Origin of the sequence: Nocardia puris (assembly GCF_036051655.1) — a bacterium.
Lineage (GTDB): Bacteria > Actinomycetota > Actinomycetes > Mycobacteriales > Mycobacteriaceae > Nocardia > Nocardia puris.
Genome location: NZ_CP107943.1, coordinates 7,336,302 through 7,350,656 on the forward strand (window position 1 = coordinate 7,336,302; position 14,355 = coordinate 7,350,656).

At 71.8% G+C, this 14,355-nt stretch carries 10 protein-coding genes; 3 read left to right on the forward strand and 7 right to left on the reverse strand.

The features are described 5' to 3' along the window. Positions 1-3 precede the first annotated feature (3 nt). Together OHB21_RS34065 and OHB21_RS34070 are read right to left on the reverse strand one after the other, a co-directional pair. Positions 4-594: a DUF5134 domain-containing protein gene (locus OHB21_RS34065; protein WP_067504520.1), complete on the reverse strand. Its 591-nt coding sequence runs from the start codon at positions 592-594 to the stop codon at positions 4-6. 42 nt (positions 595-636) lie between these two features. After that, entirely contained in the window at positions 637-1,698 is a 1,062-nt protein-coding gene (locus OHB21_RS34070; protein ID WP_232331654.1) for an AraC family transcriptional regulator, read from the reverse strand. Between the two features lie 216 nt (positions 1,699-1,914). On the opposite strand from OHB21_RS34070, the gene OHB21_RS34075 reads away from it, so the two are divergent. Continuing rightward, positions 1,915-2,643: an SDR family NAD(P)-dependent oxidoreductase gene (locus OHB21_RS34075; protein WP_195142204.1), complete on the forward strand. Its 729-nt coding sequence runs from the start codon at positions 1,915-1,917 to the stop codon at positions 2,641-2,643. A 139-nt stretch (positions 2,644-2,782) separates the two neighbouring features. Here OHB21_RS34075 and OHB21_RS34080 read toward each other — a convergent pair whose 3' ends face one another. Continuing rightward, positions 2,783-4,411: an acyl-CoA synthetase gene (locus OHB21_RS34080; RefSeq protein ID WP_067504529.1), complete on the reverse strand. Its 1,629-nt coding sequence runs from the start codon at positions 4,409-4,411 to the stop codon at positions 2,783-2,785. Between the two features lie 83 nt (positions 4,412-4,494). On the opposite strand from OHB21_RS34080, the gene OHB21_RS34085 reads away from it, so the two are divergent. Then, on the forward strand, positions 4,495-4,962 hold the full coding sequence (locus tag OHB21_RS34085) for a GNAT family N-acetyltransferase (RefSeq protein ID WP_067504532.1): 468 nt from the start codon (positions 4,495-4,497) through the stop codon (positions 4,960-4,962). 168 nt (positions 4,963-5,130) lie between these two features. Here OHB21_RS34085 and OHB21_RS34090 read toward each other — a convergent pair whose 3' ends face one another. The 4 genes from OHB21_RS34090 to OHB21_RS34105 all read right to left on the reverse strand — a co-directional run bounded on the left by OHB21_RS34090 (position 5,131) and on the right by OHB21_RS34105 (position 10,004). Further along, positions 5,131-6,954: a vWA domain-containing protein gene (locus OHB21_RS34090; protein WP_195125581.1), complete on the reverse strand. Its 1,824-nt coding sequence runs from the start codon at positions 6,952-6,954 to the stop codon at positions 5,131-5,133. Position 6,955: 1 nt separating this feature from the next. Beyond that, on the reverse strand, positions 6,956-8,014 hold the full coding sequence (locus OHB21_RS34095; RefSeq protein WP_067504539.1) for an AAA family ATPase: 1,059 nt from the start codon (positions 8,012-8,014) through the stop codon (positions 6,956-6,958). 84 nt (positions 8,015-8,098) lie between these two features. After that, on the reverse strand, positions 8,099-9,322 hold the full coding sequence (locus tag OHB21_RS34100; RefSeq protein ID WP_195125580.1) for an aminotransferase family protein: 1,224 nt from the start codon (positions 9,320-9,322) through the stop codon (positions 8,099-8,101). A gap of 46 nt (positions 9,323-9,368) precedes the next feature. Continuing rightward, positions 9,369-10,004 carry a Pr6Pr family membrane protein gene (locus OHB21_RS34105; protein WP_195125579.1) on the reverse strand — a complete coding sequence of 212 codons (636 nt, stop codon included), beginning with the start codon at positions 10,002-10,004 and terminating at the stop codon, positions 9,369-9,371. 139 nt (positions 10,005-10,143) lie between these two features. On the opposite strand from OHB21_RS34105, the gene hrpA reads away from it, so the two are divergent. Continuing rightward, positions 10,144-14,196 (forward strand): ATP-dependent RNA helicase HrpA, encoded by a 4,053-nt coding sequence (gene hrpA / locus OHB21_RS34110; protein WP_195125578.1) that lies wholly within the window; start codon positions 10,144-10,146, stop codon positions 14,194-14,196. The last annotated feature ends 159 nt before the right edge of the window (positions 14,197-14,355 follow it).

The following is a 14,355-nucleotide window of genomic DNA, read 5'->3' on the forward strand; positions in this document are numbered from 1 at the left end:
TCGTCAGCCGGCGACGGCGGCGATGAGCATGTAGGCGGCGCCGAGGTCCATCACCACGTGCGGGATCGACGCCACCCGGCTCCCGCCGATCGGATGCGGCAGCCGGTGCCCACCCCGGGCCAGCAGCACCGCGAGCGCGTCGGCGGCGAACAGCGCGGCCAGCGCCAGCGCGGGGAGCATCGGTGGGCCGGTGTGCCCGGACGCGCCGTGCCCGCCCATGGCGAACAGCATCGCCCCGGCCGCCACCGCGTGGTAGCCGATAGCGAACGCCCCCGCCGCGGCCTCCGGCACACCCGCGCGCCACTGCGCGAGGCGGTGCACCACGGAGGCGGCGAACACCACCGTCATGGCGACGAGCACCCCGCGCAGCGCGTGCGGCGACGCGCCGGTGGGGAACACCAGCATCGCCAGCATCACCAAGCACATCACCAGGTGCGCGGCGTCGGATTCCCGGTGCGCGACAGCGGGATCCGGGCCGCTCGCGACGGCCGGGCGGACGGTCGCGAACCGCGCCACCACGATGACCGAGGCCACCAGGAACGCCACCACCACCGTCCACCGCACCGCGGCGTATTCCTGCACGAATTCGGCCACACCCCACCACCTTTCGTCGCCGCGATCGTGGGACTGCTCAGTTCATGCTCGCACCCGGCGCTTGCGGGAGGTGGCGTTTCCGGCGCCGTGCCGCTCCAGCGCGGTGCGCGCGAAGCGGCCGGGCGAGACACCGCGCCACTGTTTGAACGCGTTCGAAAAGCTCGGCGCGCCCGCGTATCCCATGCGGTAGGCGACGTCCTCGACGGTGAGCCCGGTCGCGAGCAGCTCTTCGGCGAGCCCGCCGTAGGTCTCCACGCACAGCGTGCGGTAGGAGGTGCCCTCCTCGGCGAGCCTGCGGCGCATGGTGCGCAGGCTCATGTGCAGCGCGGCCGCCACGTCCTCCTGGGCGACGCGCCCGCCGAGCCGGTGCAGCAGCACCTCCCGCACCGCACCCGCCACGCCGGTCTCGAGCCCGCGCCGCCGCAGCAGGCGCGCGCACTGCTCCTCGTAGAACCGGGCGGTGAGCGGGCTCGCCTGCGGCAGCGGGTCTTCGAAGCCCGCGGTGTCGAACACCACCAGGTGCGGGCCGGGGCCGTCGGTGCACGGAATGCCGTAGTCGTCCAGCAGCGGTTGCAGGCGTGGGCGCAGGTCCCAGGCCACCTCGCCGCGGACCACCGGCGCGGGCTGCTGGCAGACGGCGGCCCAGTTGCGCAGCAGCACCGCCACATCGCGCTCGAGCAGGAAGCCGCGCAGCGGGGGCGCGATGTCGCGGTCGTCGGCGTAGAGCAGCAGGTGGCCGTCGCGCCGCACGTGCCAGGTGCGGGCGAACGTGGTGGTCATGCGGATGTAGCGCAGCAGCAGATCCACCGCCGAGCCCACGGTCGAACTGCTCAGCAGGGCGAGTCCGAGCGCGCCGTAACTGGTGACGTGCGTGCGCATTCCGGCCTCGATGCCCAGGCCGGGCCGGTCGCCGAAGCGGTCGACGACATTGCCGACGAGCGCCAGCTCCTGCGCGGCGGTGACCTCGCCGCCCGGCGTGCCGAGCAGCGCCGGCTCGATCCCGGTGCCGCGCAGGCACTCTCCCGGCCCGAGGCCGTACTCGCCCGCGAGCTCGACCAAGACCGCCGACAGGGTCACCGAACGCCGCCACTCCCAGGAGGACACGGTTCCATGGTGGACGCCGCTGGCCGGAATCCGCATGCGTTTGGCCGGACATCGCAAGGACAGCCGCGCGTCCCCGGCGTCCGCCCCGGAGTCGGCGAACTTCGCGCATCGCGCGCCGGGACTGGCCGATATACGAAAAGTCGTGACCCGACATCGCATGGCTCCGCCGTCAGCGCGGCCTTACCGTCGAAGGCGAACGGAGGCGAGCGAGAACATATGTCGAAGAGGACACTTGTTGGCAAACGTGTGGCGATCATCAGTGGGGCGAGCGGAATCGGCCGCGAAACCGCCTTGGCCTTCCTGGCCGCCGGGTCCTGGGTGGTGATCGGGGACCCGGATCACGGACGGGCGCGCGCCGTGGCCGATCAGTTCGGACGATTGCACGGGGGCGTGATCCACGGCCTGACGCTGGACACCGCTCGCGCGGAGGCGTTCCCCGACTTTCTCGACGCGGCCGCGCGCAAACTCGGCGGGCTCGACGCGGTGGTGAACGCCGCCGACGCGCCACCGGCCGAGGAGTTCCTGGTCGAGTCCGACGCCGATACCGACCGCCAGATCGACGTGAACCTGCGCGCGGTCATCGCCGGAACCCGCGCGGCCGCACGGGCATTCCTCGACCAGGGCAGCGGCCACATCGTCAATATCGGCTCGGCGGCAGGCGTGACGGGCGCGCTCGGCACGGCCGTCTACTGCGCCACCAAGCACGCCGTCACCGGGCTCGGCGCCGCCCTCCAGGACGGGTTGGCCGGACGCGGCGTGCTCGTCAGCACGGTGGCACCCGGCTACGCGCCGGGCCCGGAACCGGTGGCCGACGCCATCGTGGCGTGCGTCGAACAACGCCGGGGCGGCCTGGTGGACGTCGGCCAGCCCGGCTGGTTCGCGACCGCGCGCCCCGCTCCCATCCACCTGCGCCGCCGCGTGCGCCGCCTGTTCGGTGCGGCGTAAGGCGCGTATCGCCTTCCTAGCCGCGCGCAGATCGCCGTTCGGCAATGCAGACGGCACGCCGATGCCGCGGTAGCCCGCCCGACGACGCGGCTCCGAGAACAGAGGAGAAGGCGACCGCGGCCGCGAAAACGGGTCGGAGCTAGGGCTGTTCGCGCAGGACGCGGACGAGGACCTTGCCGGTCGGGTTGCGGGGCAACGCCTCGGCGAACCGCACGTCGCGGGGCACTTTGAAGCGGGCCAGGTGGCTGCGGACGTGGTCGCGCACGTCGTCGGCGGTGAGCGAGTGGCCGGGGCGGACGACCACCACGGCGCGCAGGCGCTGGCCGTGGCGCTCGTCGTCCACCCCGAACGCGCAGACCTCCTCGATCGCCGGGTGGGCGGCGAGCAGTTCCTCCACCTCGCCCGGGAAGACGTTCTCGCCACCGGAGACGATCATGTCGTCCTCGCGGCCTTCGACGAAAAGCCTGCCCGCGCTGTCGAAATGGCCGAGGTCGCCGGTGGCGATCAGACGGCCGAGGCGGGTCTTGTCGCCGCCGCCGGTGTAGCCGTCGAACCGGAAGTCGTTGCCCACGAAGATGCGTCCGGTGCGGCCACGCGGCAGCTCCCGGTCGTGGTCGTCGAAGATCTTCACGGTGGCACTCGGCACCGGCCTGCCGACGCAGCCCGGCTCGACGGCCAGATCGGCGGGAGTGGCGATGGTCGCGTAGGCGACCTCGGTGGAGCCGTACAGATTGTGCACCACGGGCCCGAACGCCTCGGTGACCCGCACGCACAGTTCCGCGCCGAGCTGTGAACCCGCGACGACGATGATGCGCAACCGCGAGAAGTCCAGTCCCGCACGCGCTTGCGGTCCGAGGTCCACGATGCGCCGCAGCATCGCGGGCACCGCCACCAGCGCCGTCGCGCGATGGGTGTGCAGGCTCCGCAGCACCTCGGCCGGGTCGAACCGGCGCCGCACCACCAGCGTCGACCCGAAGCCCAGCGCCATGATGGCGTGCGCGAAGCCGAGCGTGTGGAACAGCGGCGCCGGGCATTCGGTGACTTCGCGGGCGCGGAACGGGATGCGGCTCAGGATCGCGCCGAGCGGGGCGAGGGAGAGCGGTTCACGCCGGGCGGCGCCCTTGGGCGTGCCGGTGGTACCGCTGGTGAGCAGCACGATCTTCGCGGTGGTGGCCGGGCGGCGCGGCGGGGTGCGCGCACCGGCCGCGATGAGGTTGTCGAGGGAGTCGACGGCGGGCGCGTCGGTCCAGGCGCGGAAGCGGCCGCGCCGGGTGCGCAGGTCGCCGAGGATGCCGGTGTACTCGTCGTCGTGGACCAGCAGGTCGGCGCCTTCGCGTTCGGCCACCTCGCGCAGTTGCGGTCCGGCGAAATCGGTGTTGAGCAGGATGACGCGCGCACCGCATTTGGCGGCGGCGAACAGGGCGTAGTGGAAGCCGCGGTGGTTGCGGGCCAGGATCGCGACGCCTTCGCCGTCGCGCAGGCCGCGCGCTCGCCAGGCATTGGCCAGGGCGCTGCTGCGCTCGTCGAGTTCGCGGAAGGTGACCGCGCCCCGCTCGTCGATCAGCGCCGCGCGGTCGCGGTAGCGCAGCGCGGCGAAAGTGACCAGTCCGCCGAGCGTGCCGAAGCGCGCCACGGCGGCGCCCATGTGCACCAACCGATCCGGCCGTTCCGGCGTGACCAGCCCGGCGCGCACCGCGAGGCTCGCGTAGTAGGTCTCGTCGGCGATCCGCCGCGCCGCGCCGGTCGCGATCGCGCTCACCCGCTTCATGTCACACCACCACCCGGAAGTCAGCTATCCCACAGTAGGTGCCGCGCCTCGCGCCGTCGAGAATCCAGGGTCAAGATTGGTTCATGTCCCAGCAGCCGCGCATCGGCGTCGACGACCTCACCGGCCCCGACATCCTCGCGTTGCTCACGGCGCACCTGGCCGAGATGCGCGCGCACTCCCCCGCCGACAGCATGCACGCGCTCGACCCCGGCGCCCTGCGCGCGCCCGGCGTCACCGTGTGGAGCATGCGCGACGCCACCGTCCTCCTCGGGTGCGGCGCGCTGAAGGAACTCGACGCCGAGCACGGAGAGATCAAATCCATGCGCACCGCACCGGGACACACCGGCCGCGGTGTGGGGGCTGCGCTGCTCGCTCACATAATCAACGTCGCACAAGACCGTGGCTATCGGCGGCTGAGCCTGGAGACCGGCGCGGCACCGTATTACGCACCCGCCCAACGCCTTTACGAGCGGCACGGATTCGTGCGCTGCCCACCGTTCGGGGAGTACATCGAGGACACGCACAGCATGTTCTTCACCCTGGCCCTGTAGGCAGCTGACCTTGCCTTTGCGCACTGGAACGCGAAACGGCCTCCGTCGCATCGGTGCACGGGCACAGTGACCATGGAGGCGCTCGGACCCGTCGCGGGTCACACTGGCGAGCGAAACCCTCTCCACCACAGCGGTTCCGGGGCCGGCCTCCGCCGCCACCGCGACCACTCACCGCATCCGGAAGACCGGACCGCGCGGCCGGAACGGCAGGGTCGCGCCCGCCGGGATGAGGAAGGCGTGTTCGCGGCGGATACGCAGGACGTCGCAGGCGCCGTCGGTGATGACCAGGATCGGGCCGTCGGGCGGGAAGTCGTCGGCGCGTTCGAGCAGGCGGATGCCCGGTTGCAGCACGGTGCCGCCGCGCCCGCGCACCCGCACGCCGCGCGCGATCTCTTCGACCGGCAGGTAGCCGGCGTCGTGGGCGGCGGCGTCGCAGTAGACGACCCGGGCGCGCGACACGTCCCGTGCCAGCGCGTAGGAAGCGATGGCGCCCAACCCTTTACCGAGCAGCTTCACATCCATCGACCCGGACGTGTCGAGGACGACGCCGAACGTGGGCATCCGCACCTGATCCTCCGGGCGCACCCAGGCCGGGCGCGGGATGTCGGGCGTGGATGCCTGGCGCCGGGAGGCGCGGGCGTAGCTGCGGCGGCGTTCGACGGCCGGGACGTACTCGTCGAACCAGCGCGCGAGTTGCGCGTCCCACGGCAGCGGCGGCTGGTCCAGCGCCCGGATCGCCTGTTCCAGCCCGGCGGGGACGTCGCCGCGCCCACTGTTGAGGTGGTAGGCCAGCCCGGTGACGAGCGCGTTGCGGTAGTACTCGTCGAGGTCCACGTAGCGTCCGGCGCTGCCGGGATGCGCCGGCGGCTCGCCGAGCACGTCGCCCAGACCGCGTCCGCGCAGGGTGCGCAGTTTGCGCTGGCGCCGCAGGTCGGTGGCGAGCCGGTCGTAGATCTCCTCGGCGGAACACCCTTTCAGCTCGGGGTCGTAGAGCAGGCCCTCGGGCATCTCCCCCACCGCCATCTCGACCAGCCAGCCGTTCACCACGTAGTCGCAGGCCACGTTGAACAGGTAGTGGTCGCGCCAGCCCGCGCGCTCGCCGTGGCGCAGCGCGGCGTGCAGCATCTCGTGCGCGAGGACGAAACGCCACTCGTCGGTCGTCAGCCCGGCCAGCGGGTTGACGTAGATCTCGGCCGCTTCGGCGTTCACGGCGGCGATCGAGATGTCCCAGCCGCGTGCGAGATCCGCGTCGGCCACCACCGTCATCCCCGCGGCCAGCGCGCCGAGCAGCGGATACGAGGACACGAACCAGCCCAGCGCCAGGTCCCACGGCTGCTTGTTCCGCAGTCCGTCGACGGTGTGCACACCACCGGCGAGGGCGAGCGCGTCGCGGGCGGCCGCGGCCAGACCGGTGGCGAACGCGCCCTGGTGGTCGGCGCGGGCCGCTGCCCCGGCGCCACTGATGAAGAAATCGGGGGTCTCCGGCCGCTCGTAGGCTGCGGGAACCGCGGTGTCGCCCCACCGCAGCGCCGTCGCGTGTTCGTCCGAGATCGGGGGCGCGGCCGGGAAGTCGAGCGGGCGGGCGCCGATCTTCATGGTGGCCAGGTACTGATCGACCACCGCGCAACAGGCGGCGCGATAGGCCGGATGTGGCTCCCACAGATCGCGCCTTCGCGCCGAGCCGTCGGGCTCGGGGCCGAGATTGCGTCGGTCGGCGATGCGCGGATCGAGGTGCCCGAACCCCGCGTGCAGCAGGCAGTGCGCGAACGCCCACGCCCATTCCGCCGCGGTGGCACGACGTTTCGGGTGGAAGCCGACGGCGCCGCCGAAGATCTGCGCCCATACCTCGCGCGGCGTGTGCTCATCGAGCGCGTAGAAGTGGCCCGCCAGGTATCCCAGCGCGCGGTGTCCGCGCGCGATCTGCCAGCCGTCCTCCACGGCCTTGCGCCACGGGTCGACGGATTCCTTGCGCTTGCGTCGCGAACCCGCCATCTCAGCGCCGCGCGGCCAGTCGGGGCAGATCGCGCGAGACCTCCACGAGGAACCACGCGGGCAGCACCGGCGCGCCGTCCTCGTCGGAGGCGATCACCAATTGCGCGCACTCGACCGAGATCTCGGCGAGCTCGACCAGCATCGCCTTGGCGCGCAACACGAATCGGCTCACCGTGGGCGAAACCTGGGCGCGCGCACCGGGCAACTCCTTGATCAGCCGGGCGCGGAAGGTCTCGGAGAGGAAGTAGAGCAGATCGCGGTCGGCGGGCTCGCGCGGCCAATCCGCCTCGCCCTTCAGCACGGCGTCGAGGTCGTAGGCGTGCCGGATGGTCTTCACGAACGCGCGGAACGCCGAGGCGTGCCCCGCGGTGAGGGTGCCCGCCGCCAGCACTTCCAGGGTTTCCGCGCCGACGTCCTCGCCGCAGGAGTGCAGGGCGTCGGAGAGCATGTGCCAGCCGCGCGGGGTGGAGAACGGCGCCTCGGTCTTCGGCGTCGGCGACCACAGGTGGTCGGGGCGCTGGGTCAGGTAGCGCACGATCCACGGGTGGATGTCGTGGTGCGCGGCCCATTTCAGCCAGTCGTCCACATCGGCGCGCAGGTGGAGGTGCACCATGCGGTTGACCAGCGCCGAGGCCATCGGGCGTGCGAGCGCGTTGTCGGTGGCGCGGTTGCCCGCGCCGATGACGACCGAGCCCGCGGGCAGTTCATAGGTGCCGATGCGACGGTCCAGGATCAGCGAGTAGAACGACTTCTGCACCTCCGGGGAGGCGGCGTTCAGCTCGTCCAGGAACAGGCAGTACGGCTCCGGGCGGGCGATGATCTCGGGCGGCGCGAACCGGCTGCGGTCGCCGACGATCTGCGGCACCCCGATCAGATCCTCGGGCGCCAGCTGGGTGCCGAGCAGCGTCACGCACTCCAGTCCGAGCGATTCGGCGAACGTGCGCACCAGCGAGCTCTTGCCGATACCCGGTGCGCCCCACAGGAATACCGGCCGGACGACGGCGACGTGCAGCAACAGCTCCGGCAGCTGATCCGGAGTGACCGTGACGGCCGCCTCCATACCTTTCCCTCCCCGCGACGACGAATGCGAACAGGAAAAGGTAGCGCCGGGCGGGCACGCCCGGCCAGTGAATTTCGGGTGCGGTCAGCCGAGCGCGCGCGTGAATGCGGCGACGAGTTCGTCCACCTGCTCGTCGGTGATCACGAACGACGGCGAGATCTGCAAGGCGCCCTGCCCGGCGGCACGGCTCGAAACCCCTTGGGCCCGCAGGTCTTTCACGAGTCCGAGCGCTTCGGACGGATCGGCCAGCTGCACGGCCGCCACCGCGCCGAACCCGCTGCGCACCTCCGACACGCGCGGGTGCGCGGCCAGCGGGGCGAGCTTCTCGTGCAGCGTGCCCTCCAGCCGGGCGGAGGCGGCGAGCAGGTTCTCGCGCTCGAGGATGTCGAGGTTCGCCATGGCCGCGGCGGCGGCCGCCGCGTGCCCGCCGTAGGTGTAGCCGTGCCGCCACCACACCCCGCCGGCGAAGAACGGCTCGGCCAGGTGCGGCGCGGCGAAGACCGCGCCCATCGGCAGGTAGCCGCTGGTGAGGCCCTTCGCGGTGGTCATGATGTCGGGCTGGAGGTCGAAGCGGGAGGAGGCGAACCAGCTGCCGCCGATGCGGCCGAACCCGGTCACCACCTCGTCGACGACGAACAGGATGTCGTGCTCGCGGCACAGCTCGCGCACCTCGGCGAGATAGCCCTGCGGCGGCGGGTACACCCCGCCCGCACCGATGACCGGTTCGCAGAAGAACGCGGCGACGCGGTCGGCGCCCACCTCCTCGATCAGGCTCAGCAGGCCCTTCGGGTCGTCCCAGGCGACGGTGCGCGCATCGGGCACGAACTCGCCGTACCCCTCGCGGTTCACCGGGATACCGGCGAGCGCCGTGCCGCCGATGTGCATGCCGTGATAGGCGCGTTCGCGGCCCACCACCAGCGTCTTCTCCGGTTTGCCCCGCACGTGCCAGTAGCGGCGGGCCAGCTTGGCGGCGGTGTCGATCGCGTCCGAACCGCCCGAGGTGAACAGGATCTTGCTGCCGGGCACCGGCGCGATCGCCGCGAGCCGCTCGGCCAGCTCCCGCGTGACGGGCGCGGCGAGATCGCCGAAGTTGGAATAGTGCGCGAGCGTGCGCATCTGGGCGGCGGCCGCCTCCGCGATCTCCGCGCGACCGTGCCCCACGTTGGCGAACCACAGCCCGGCGGTGGCGTCGAGGTAGCGGGTGCCCGCCTCGTCGTAGATGTAGGCGCCCTCCCCACGCGCCACCACGAACGCGCCGTCCCGCTCGACGGCACCCATATCGGCGAACCCATGCCACAACGCACTCATGTCCACCACCTTTACCGCACCGCGCCGCCGCCCGCCCGGCCGGGGCCTATGGGGCCGGACTCCGTTCCCGCCACCGCCCGGCGAGATTCCCCACCGCCGCCACCGCCACGGCCAGCAGCGCGAACACCCCGGTCAGTACGATCAGCCCGATGGTGAGCGACACATAACCTTGTTCGCGAGGATCGATGAACGGGTACGGGTACCAGTCCACGATCGGGCCGCGAATGAGGGTGTAGGCGCCGTAGACGACGGGATAGATCAGCCAGCCACCGATCAGTTTGCCGGTGATCGCCAGGGCGGCGGGGGCCGCGAGCCAGTCGAGCACCAGCACGATCGGGAGCACGCGGTGCAGGATGTCGTTGATCCACTTGTCGGTGAGCATCACGTCGATATCGGCCAGCAGCACCGCGTACACGACGCCGGTGATCATCAGGTAGAGCGTGGCCGCGCCGCGGATCACCTGCCAGCGTTGCGCGAGCGGATCGCGCAGGCCGCCGATCAACAGCACCACGACGCCCACGACGTTGGACTGGATGGTGAAGTAGCTGAAGTAGTTCGCCGTCGAGAAGGTCTCGACGTCCAGGTTGCGCACCGGAATCCACACCAGCGCCACGACACCGAGTACACCGAAGGCAACCCGGAGCCCCCTGATCCACCACGCCGTGCCCGAGCCCGCGTTCATGGGGCGATCCTCGCACACGCGGGGCCGATCGCCCCGCCGAATCACCGGCACCGGCACACGGGTGGCAATCTCCGCGCGGGCGGGTGTCGCCGCCGTCACGACGGGCGGTCGGGCCCGGCCCGGTAGGCTGGACGGCGCGATGACCAGGACAGCTGACACCGGAGCGCGCGAGCTCCGCACCCGCCTGGCGAATCTCTCCCTCCGCGACGAGCACCGGCTGCGCCGTCGGCTGGACCGGGCCCGCGGCGCGGAATTGGAGCAGATCGCCGCCGAGATCGACGCCGCCGAACTGCGGGTCGAAGCACGCCGCGCGGCGGTGCCGCGCATTCGCTACCCCGAGCAGCTGCCCGTCACCACGCGCCGCGCCGATATCGCGAAGGCCATCGCCGAGCACCAGGTGGTGATCGTCGCGGGCGAGACGGGGTCGGGCAAGACCACCCAGATCCCGAAGATCTGCCTGGAACTGGGCCGCGGCATCCGCGGCGCCATCGGCCACACCCAGCCGCGCAGGCTGGCTGCGCGCACGGTCGCCGAACGCATCGCCGAGGAGCTGGGCACCGAACTGGGCGACGTGGTGGGCTACACGGTGCGCTTCACCGACCACGCCTCCGAGCGCACCCTGGTCAAACTCATGACCGACGGCATCCTGCTCGCCGAGATCCAGCGCGACCGGCTGCTGCGCCGCTACGACACGATCATCATCGACGAGGCGCACGAGCGCAGCCTCAATATCGACTTCCTGCTCGGCTACCTGAAACAGCTGCTGCCGCGCAGGCCCGACCTGAAGGTGATCATCACCTCGGCGACCATCGACCCGGAGCTGTTCGCCCGGCACTTCGCCGACGAGAAGGGCACGCCCGCACCGATTGTCGAGGTCTCCGGGCGGTCCTATCCGGTCGAGATCCGGTACCGGCCGCTCTCGCTGGAGCTGCCCGCGGCCGACGAGGACGACGAGGACACCCGGGTGGTGGACCGCGACCCGACCGACGCCATCGGCGACGCGGTGCGCGAACTGTTCGCCGAGGGCGACGGCGACGTGCTGGTCTTCCTCTCGGGGGAACGCGAGATCCGCGACACCGCCGACGCCCTGCGCGATCTGAAGCTGCCGCGCACCGAGATCCTGCCGCTCTACGCCCGGCTCTCGGCGGCCGAACAGCACCGGGTGTTCGCCCCGCACACCGGCCGGCGCGTGGTGCTGGCCACCAACGTGGCCGAGACCTCACTCACCGTGCCGGGCATCCGCTATGTCGTGGATCCGGGCACCGCCCGCATCTCGCGCTATTCGATGCGCACGAAGGTGCAGCGGCTGCCGATCGAACCGGTCTCGCAGGCCTCGGCGCGGCAGCGCTCCGGCCGCTGCGGCCGCGTCGCCGACGGCATCGCGATCCGCCTCTACGCCGAGGACGATTTCGAGTCGCGGCCCGCGTTCACCGAACCGGAGATCCTGCGCACCAACCTCGCCGCCGTCATCCTCCAGATGACCGCGCTCGGGCTCGGCGATATCGAGAGCTTCCCGTTCGTGGAGGCCCCCGACGGTCGCGCCATCCGCGACGGCATCGCCCTGCTCGAGGAGCTGGGCGCGCTGGCGCGCGGCGAAGCCGAGCTCACGCTCACGCCGGTGGGCCGCGATATGGCGCAGCTGCCCGTCGATCCGCGCATGGCGCGGATGCTGGTGCAGGCGCATCGCGACGGCTGCCTGGCCGACGTGCTGGTGATCGTGGCGGCGCTGTCCATCCAGGATGTGCGCGAGCGCCCGGCCGAGCATCAGCAGGCCGCGGATGAGAAGCACGCCAGGTTCACCGTGGAGGGCTCGGACTTCCTGGCCTACCTGCGGCTGTGGGACTACCTGACCGAACAGCGGAAGTCGCTGTCGTCCAATCAGTTCCGGCGCATGTGCCGCGACGAGTTCCTGCACTACCTGCGGATCAGGGAGTGGCAGGATCTGCACGGGCAGCTGCGGACCATCACCAAGGGACTGGGCTGGTCGGCCGAAAGCAGCCGGACGGCGAGGGATTCCGGTCGCCGATCGGATTCCGAAACCACCTCGGCGGCAACAGAATCTGTGCCTGCGGCGGCCGGCTCCGGCCGTGCGGCGCGAGGCGCCGGGCGCGGCAAACCCACCGTGTCCGACGGTCTCCCCTGGGACTCGACGGCGATCCACCAATCCCTCCTGGCGGGCATGCTGTCCCATATCGGTGTGCGCGAGGCCGAATCGCGGGAGTTCCTCGGCGCGCGCAACGCCAAGTTCATGATCTTCCCCGGCTCGTCGCTGGCGAAGAAGCCGCCGCGGTGGGTGATGGCGGCGGAGTTGGTCGAGACCTCCCGGCTGTGGGGGCGGATGGCGGCCAAGGTGGAACCGGAGTGGGCCGAACGGCTCGCGGGCGATCTGGTGAAACGCACCTACTCCGAACCGCATTGGTCCAGCAAACGCGGCGCCGCCCGCGCCTACGAGCGGGTCACGCTCTACGGGGTGCCGCTGGTGACGGGGCGTCCGGTGGACTACGGGCGCATCGATCCCGAACTGTCGCGCGAACTGTTCCTGCGGCACGCGCTGGTGCAGGGCGAATGGCAGACCCGCCACGAGTTCTTCCATCGCAACCGCGCGCTGCTCGAGGACGTCGCCGATCTCGAACACCGGGCGCGCCGCCGCGACATCCTCGTCGACGACGAGGTGCTGTTCGAGTTCTACGACAAGCGCGTCCCCGCCGACGTGGTGTCGGCGCGGCATTTCGACACCTGGTGGCGCACGGCGCGACGCAAAGATCCCGCGCTGCTGGACTTCACGAAATCCACGGTGGTGAACGAGAAGGCCGCCGCGCTGGACCCGACCGCGTTCCCCGACGCCTGGCGCCAGGGCGAACTCAGCTTCCCGCTGACCTACCAGTTCGAGCCCGGTCAGGAGGACGACGGCGTCACCGTCCGCATCCCGGTGGAGCAGCTCGCGCACGTGCGGGCCGTCGGCTTCGACTGGCTGGTGCCCGGTATGCGGGAGGAGCTGGCCGCCGCGCTCATCAAGACGTTGCCGAAGACCTTGCGGCGCACCGTGGTTCCCGCGCCCGACTTCGCCGCCGCCGCGCTGGCCGCGCTCACCCCGCGCGCCGAGCCGCTGCGCACCGGGCTCGCGCGGGAACTGACACGCCTGGGGTCGGTGACCATCGCGCCGAAGGATCTGGACCCCGCGGCGCTGCCCGATCACCTGCGCATGACGTTCGCGGCCGTGGATCGCGGCGGGCGGGTGCTCGCCAAGGGCAAGGACCTGGCCGCACTGAAAACCAAGCTCGCCGAACAGGTTTCGAAGTCGGTCGCGCGGGCCGCAGCGGGTGCGGAACGCCCGGCCGCGACGGTGTGGACGTCCGAGTCGCTGGGCACGCTCGAGCCCACCGTGCGCCGGCAGGTGGCGGGGCAGACCGTGACCGGCTACCCGGCGCTGGTGCCCGAGAAGGAGGGTGTCGCGGTGCGGGTGCTCAGCTCCCCCGCCGCCCAGGCCGCCGCCATGCGCGCGGGCACCCGCGCCCTGGTGCTGGCCGCGATCCCGACCTCCACGCGCACCGTCACCTCGGGGCTGTCGGCCACGGATCGCCTTGCGCTGAGCCAGAATCCGTACGGTTCGCTGGACGCGCTGATCGAGGACTGCCGCGCCGCGGCCGCCGACGAGCTGATCGCCGCGGCGGGCGGGCCGGTGCGCGATCCGGGCGCCTTCGACGCGCTCGTCGCCGCCGTCCGGCCGAAGCTGGCGACGGAGGTGGCGCGGATCGTGCGGCGGGTGGTGCCGGTGCTCGCGGCGGCGCACGCGGTGTCCTCGGCGCTGACCGGTGTCGCCGAACGCGATATCGCCGACGACGTCCGCCACCAGCTCGCCGACCTGGTGTTCGCCGGTTTCGTCACCGAATGGGGCGGGGAGCGGCTGCGGGAACTCCCCCGCTACCTCCGGGCCGCGCTGGCGCGGCTGGAATCGCTGCCGGGTTCGGCCGTGCGCGACCGTCAGGGCATGGCCGAGATCGACCGCGTGCTCGACGCCTACGACCGCCTGGTCGCGAGCCTGCCCGAGGGGCGTAAACACGCCCCCGACGTCACCGCGATCTGGTGGATGATCGAGGAACTCCGCGTGAGCCTGTTCGCCCAGAAGCTCGGCACCCCGTACCCGGTGTCGGCCAAACGGATCGAGAAGGCGATCGCCTCGATACGCCGCTGAGGGACGACCGGGCCACGTCGCCGAAACAGCGCCCGGTCGAACCCGCGACGGCGTTGCGCCTTACTCCCCCACCTCTTCTCCGGCCCGCCCGAATGGCAGACCTCGGCCGGGGCACGTGGGACCGCCCTGGCCGACCGGTCGAAACACGCTCGGGCGGTC

Excerpts from the sequence above, each read along its gene's own strand:
- OHB21_RS34075 (WP_195142204.1), top strand. The coding sequence starts at position 1,915 with ATGTCGAAGAGGACACTTGTTGGCAAACGTGTGGCGATCATCAGTGGG.
- OHB21_RS34090 (WP_195125581.1), bottom strand. The coding sequence starts at position 6,954 with ATGGCGGGTTCGCGACGCAAGCGCAAGGAATCCGTCGACCCGTGGCGC.
- OHB21_RS34085 (WP_067504532.1), top strand. The coding sequence starts at position 4,495 with ATGTCCCAGCAGCCGCGCATCGGCGTCGACGACCTCACCGGCCCCGAC.
- OHB21_RS34080 (WP_067504529.1), bottom strand. The coding sequence starts at position 4,411 with ATGAAGCGGGTGAGCGCGATCGCGACCGGCGCGGCGCGGCGGATCGCC.
- OHB21_RS34105 (WP_195125579.1), bottom strand. The coding sequence starts at position 10,004 with ATGAACGCGGGCTCGGGCACGGCGTGGTGGATCAGGGGGCTCCGGGTT.
- OHB21_RS34095 (WP_067504539.1), bottom strand. The coding sequence starts at position 8,014 with ATGGAGGCGGCCGTCACGGTCACTCCGGATCAGCTGCCGGAGCTGTTG.
- OHB21_RS34100 (WP_195125580.1), bottom strand. The coding sequence starts at position 9,322 with ATGAGTGCGTTGTGGCATGGGTTCGCCGATATGGGTGCCGTCGAGCGG.
- hrpA (WP_195125578.1), top strand. The coding sequence starts at position 10,144 with ATGACCAGGACAGCTGACACCGGAGCGCGCGAGCTCCGCACCCGCCTG.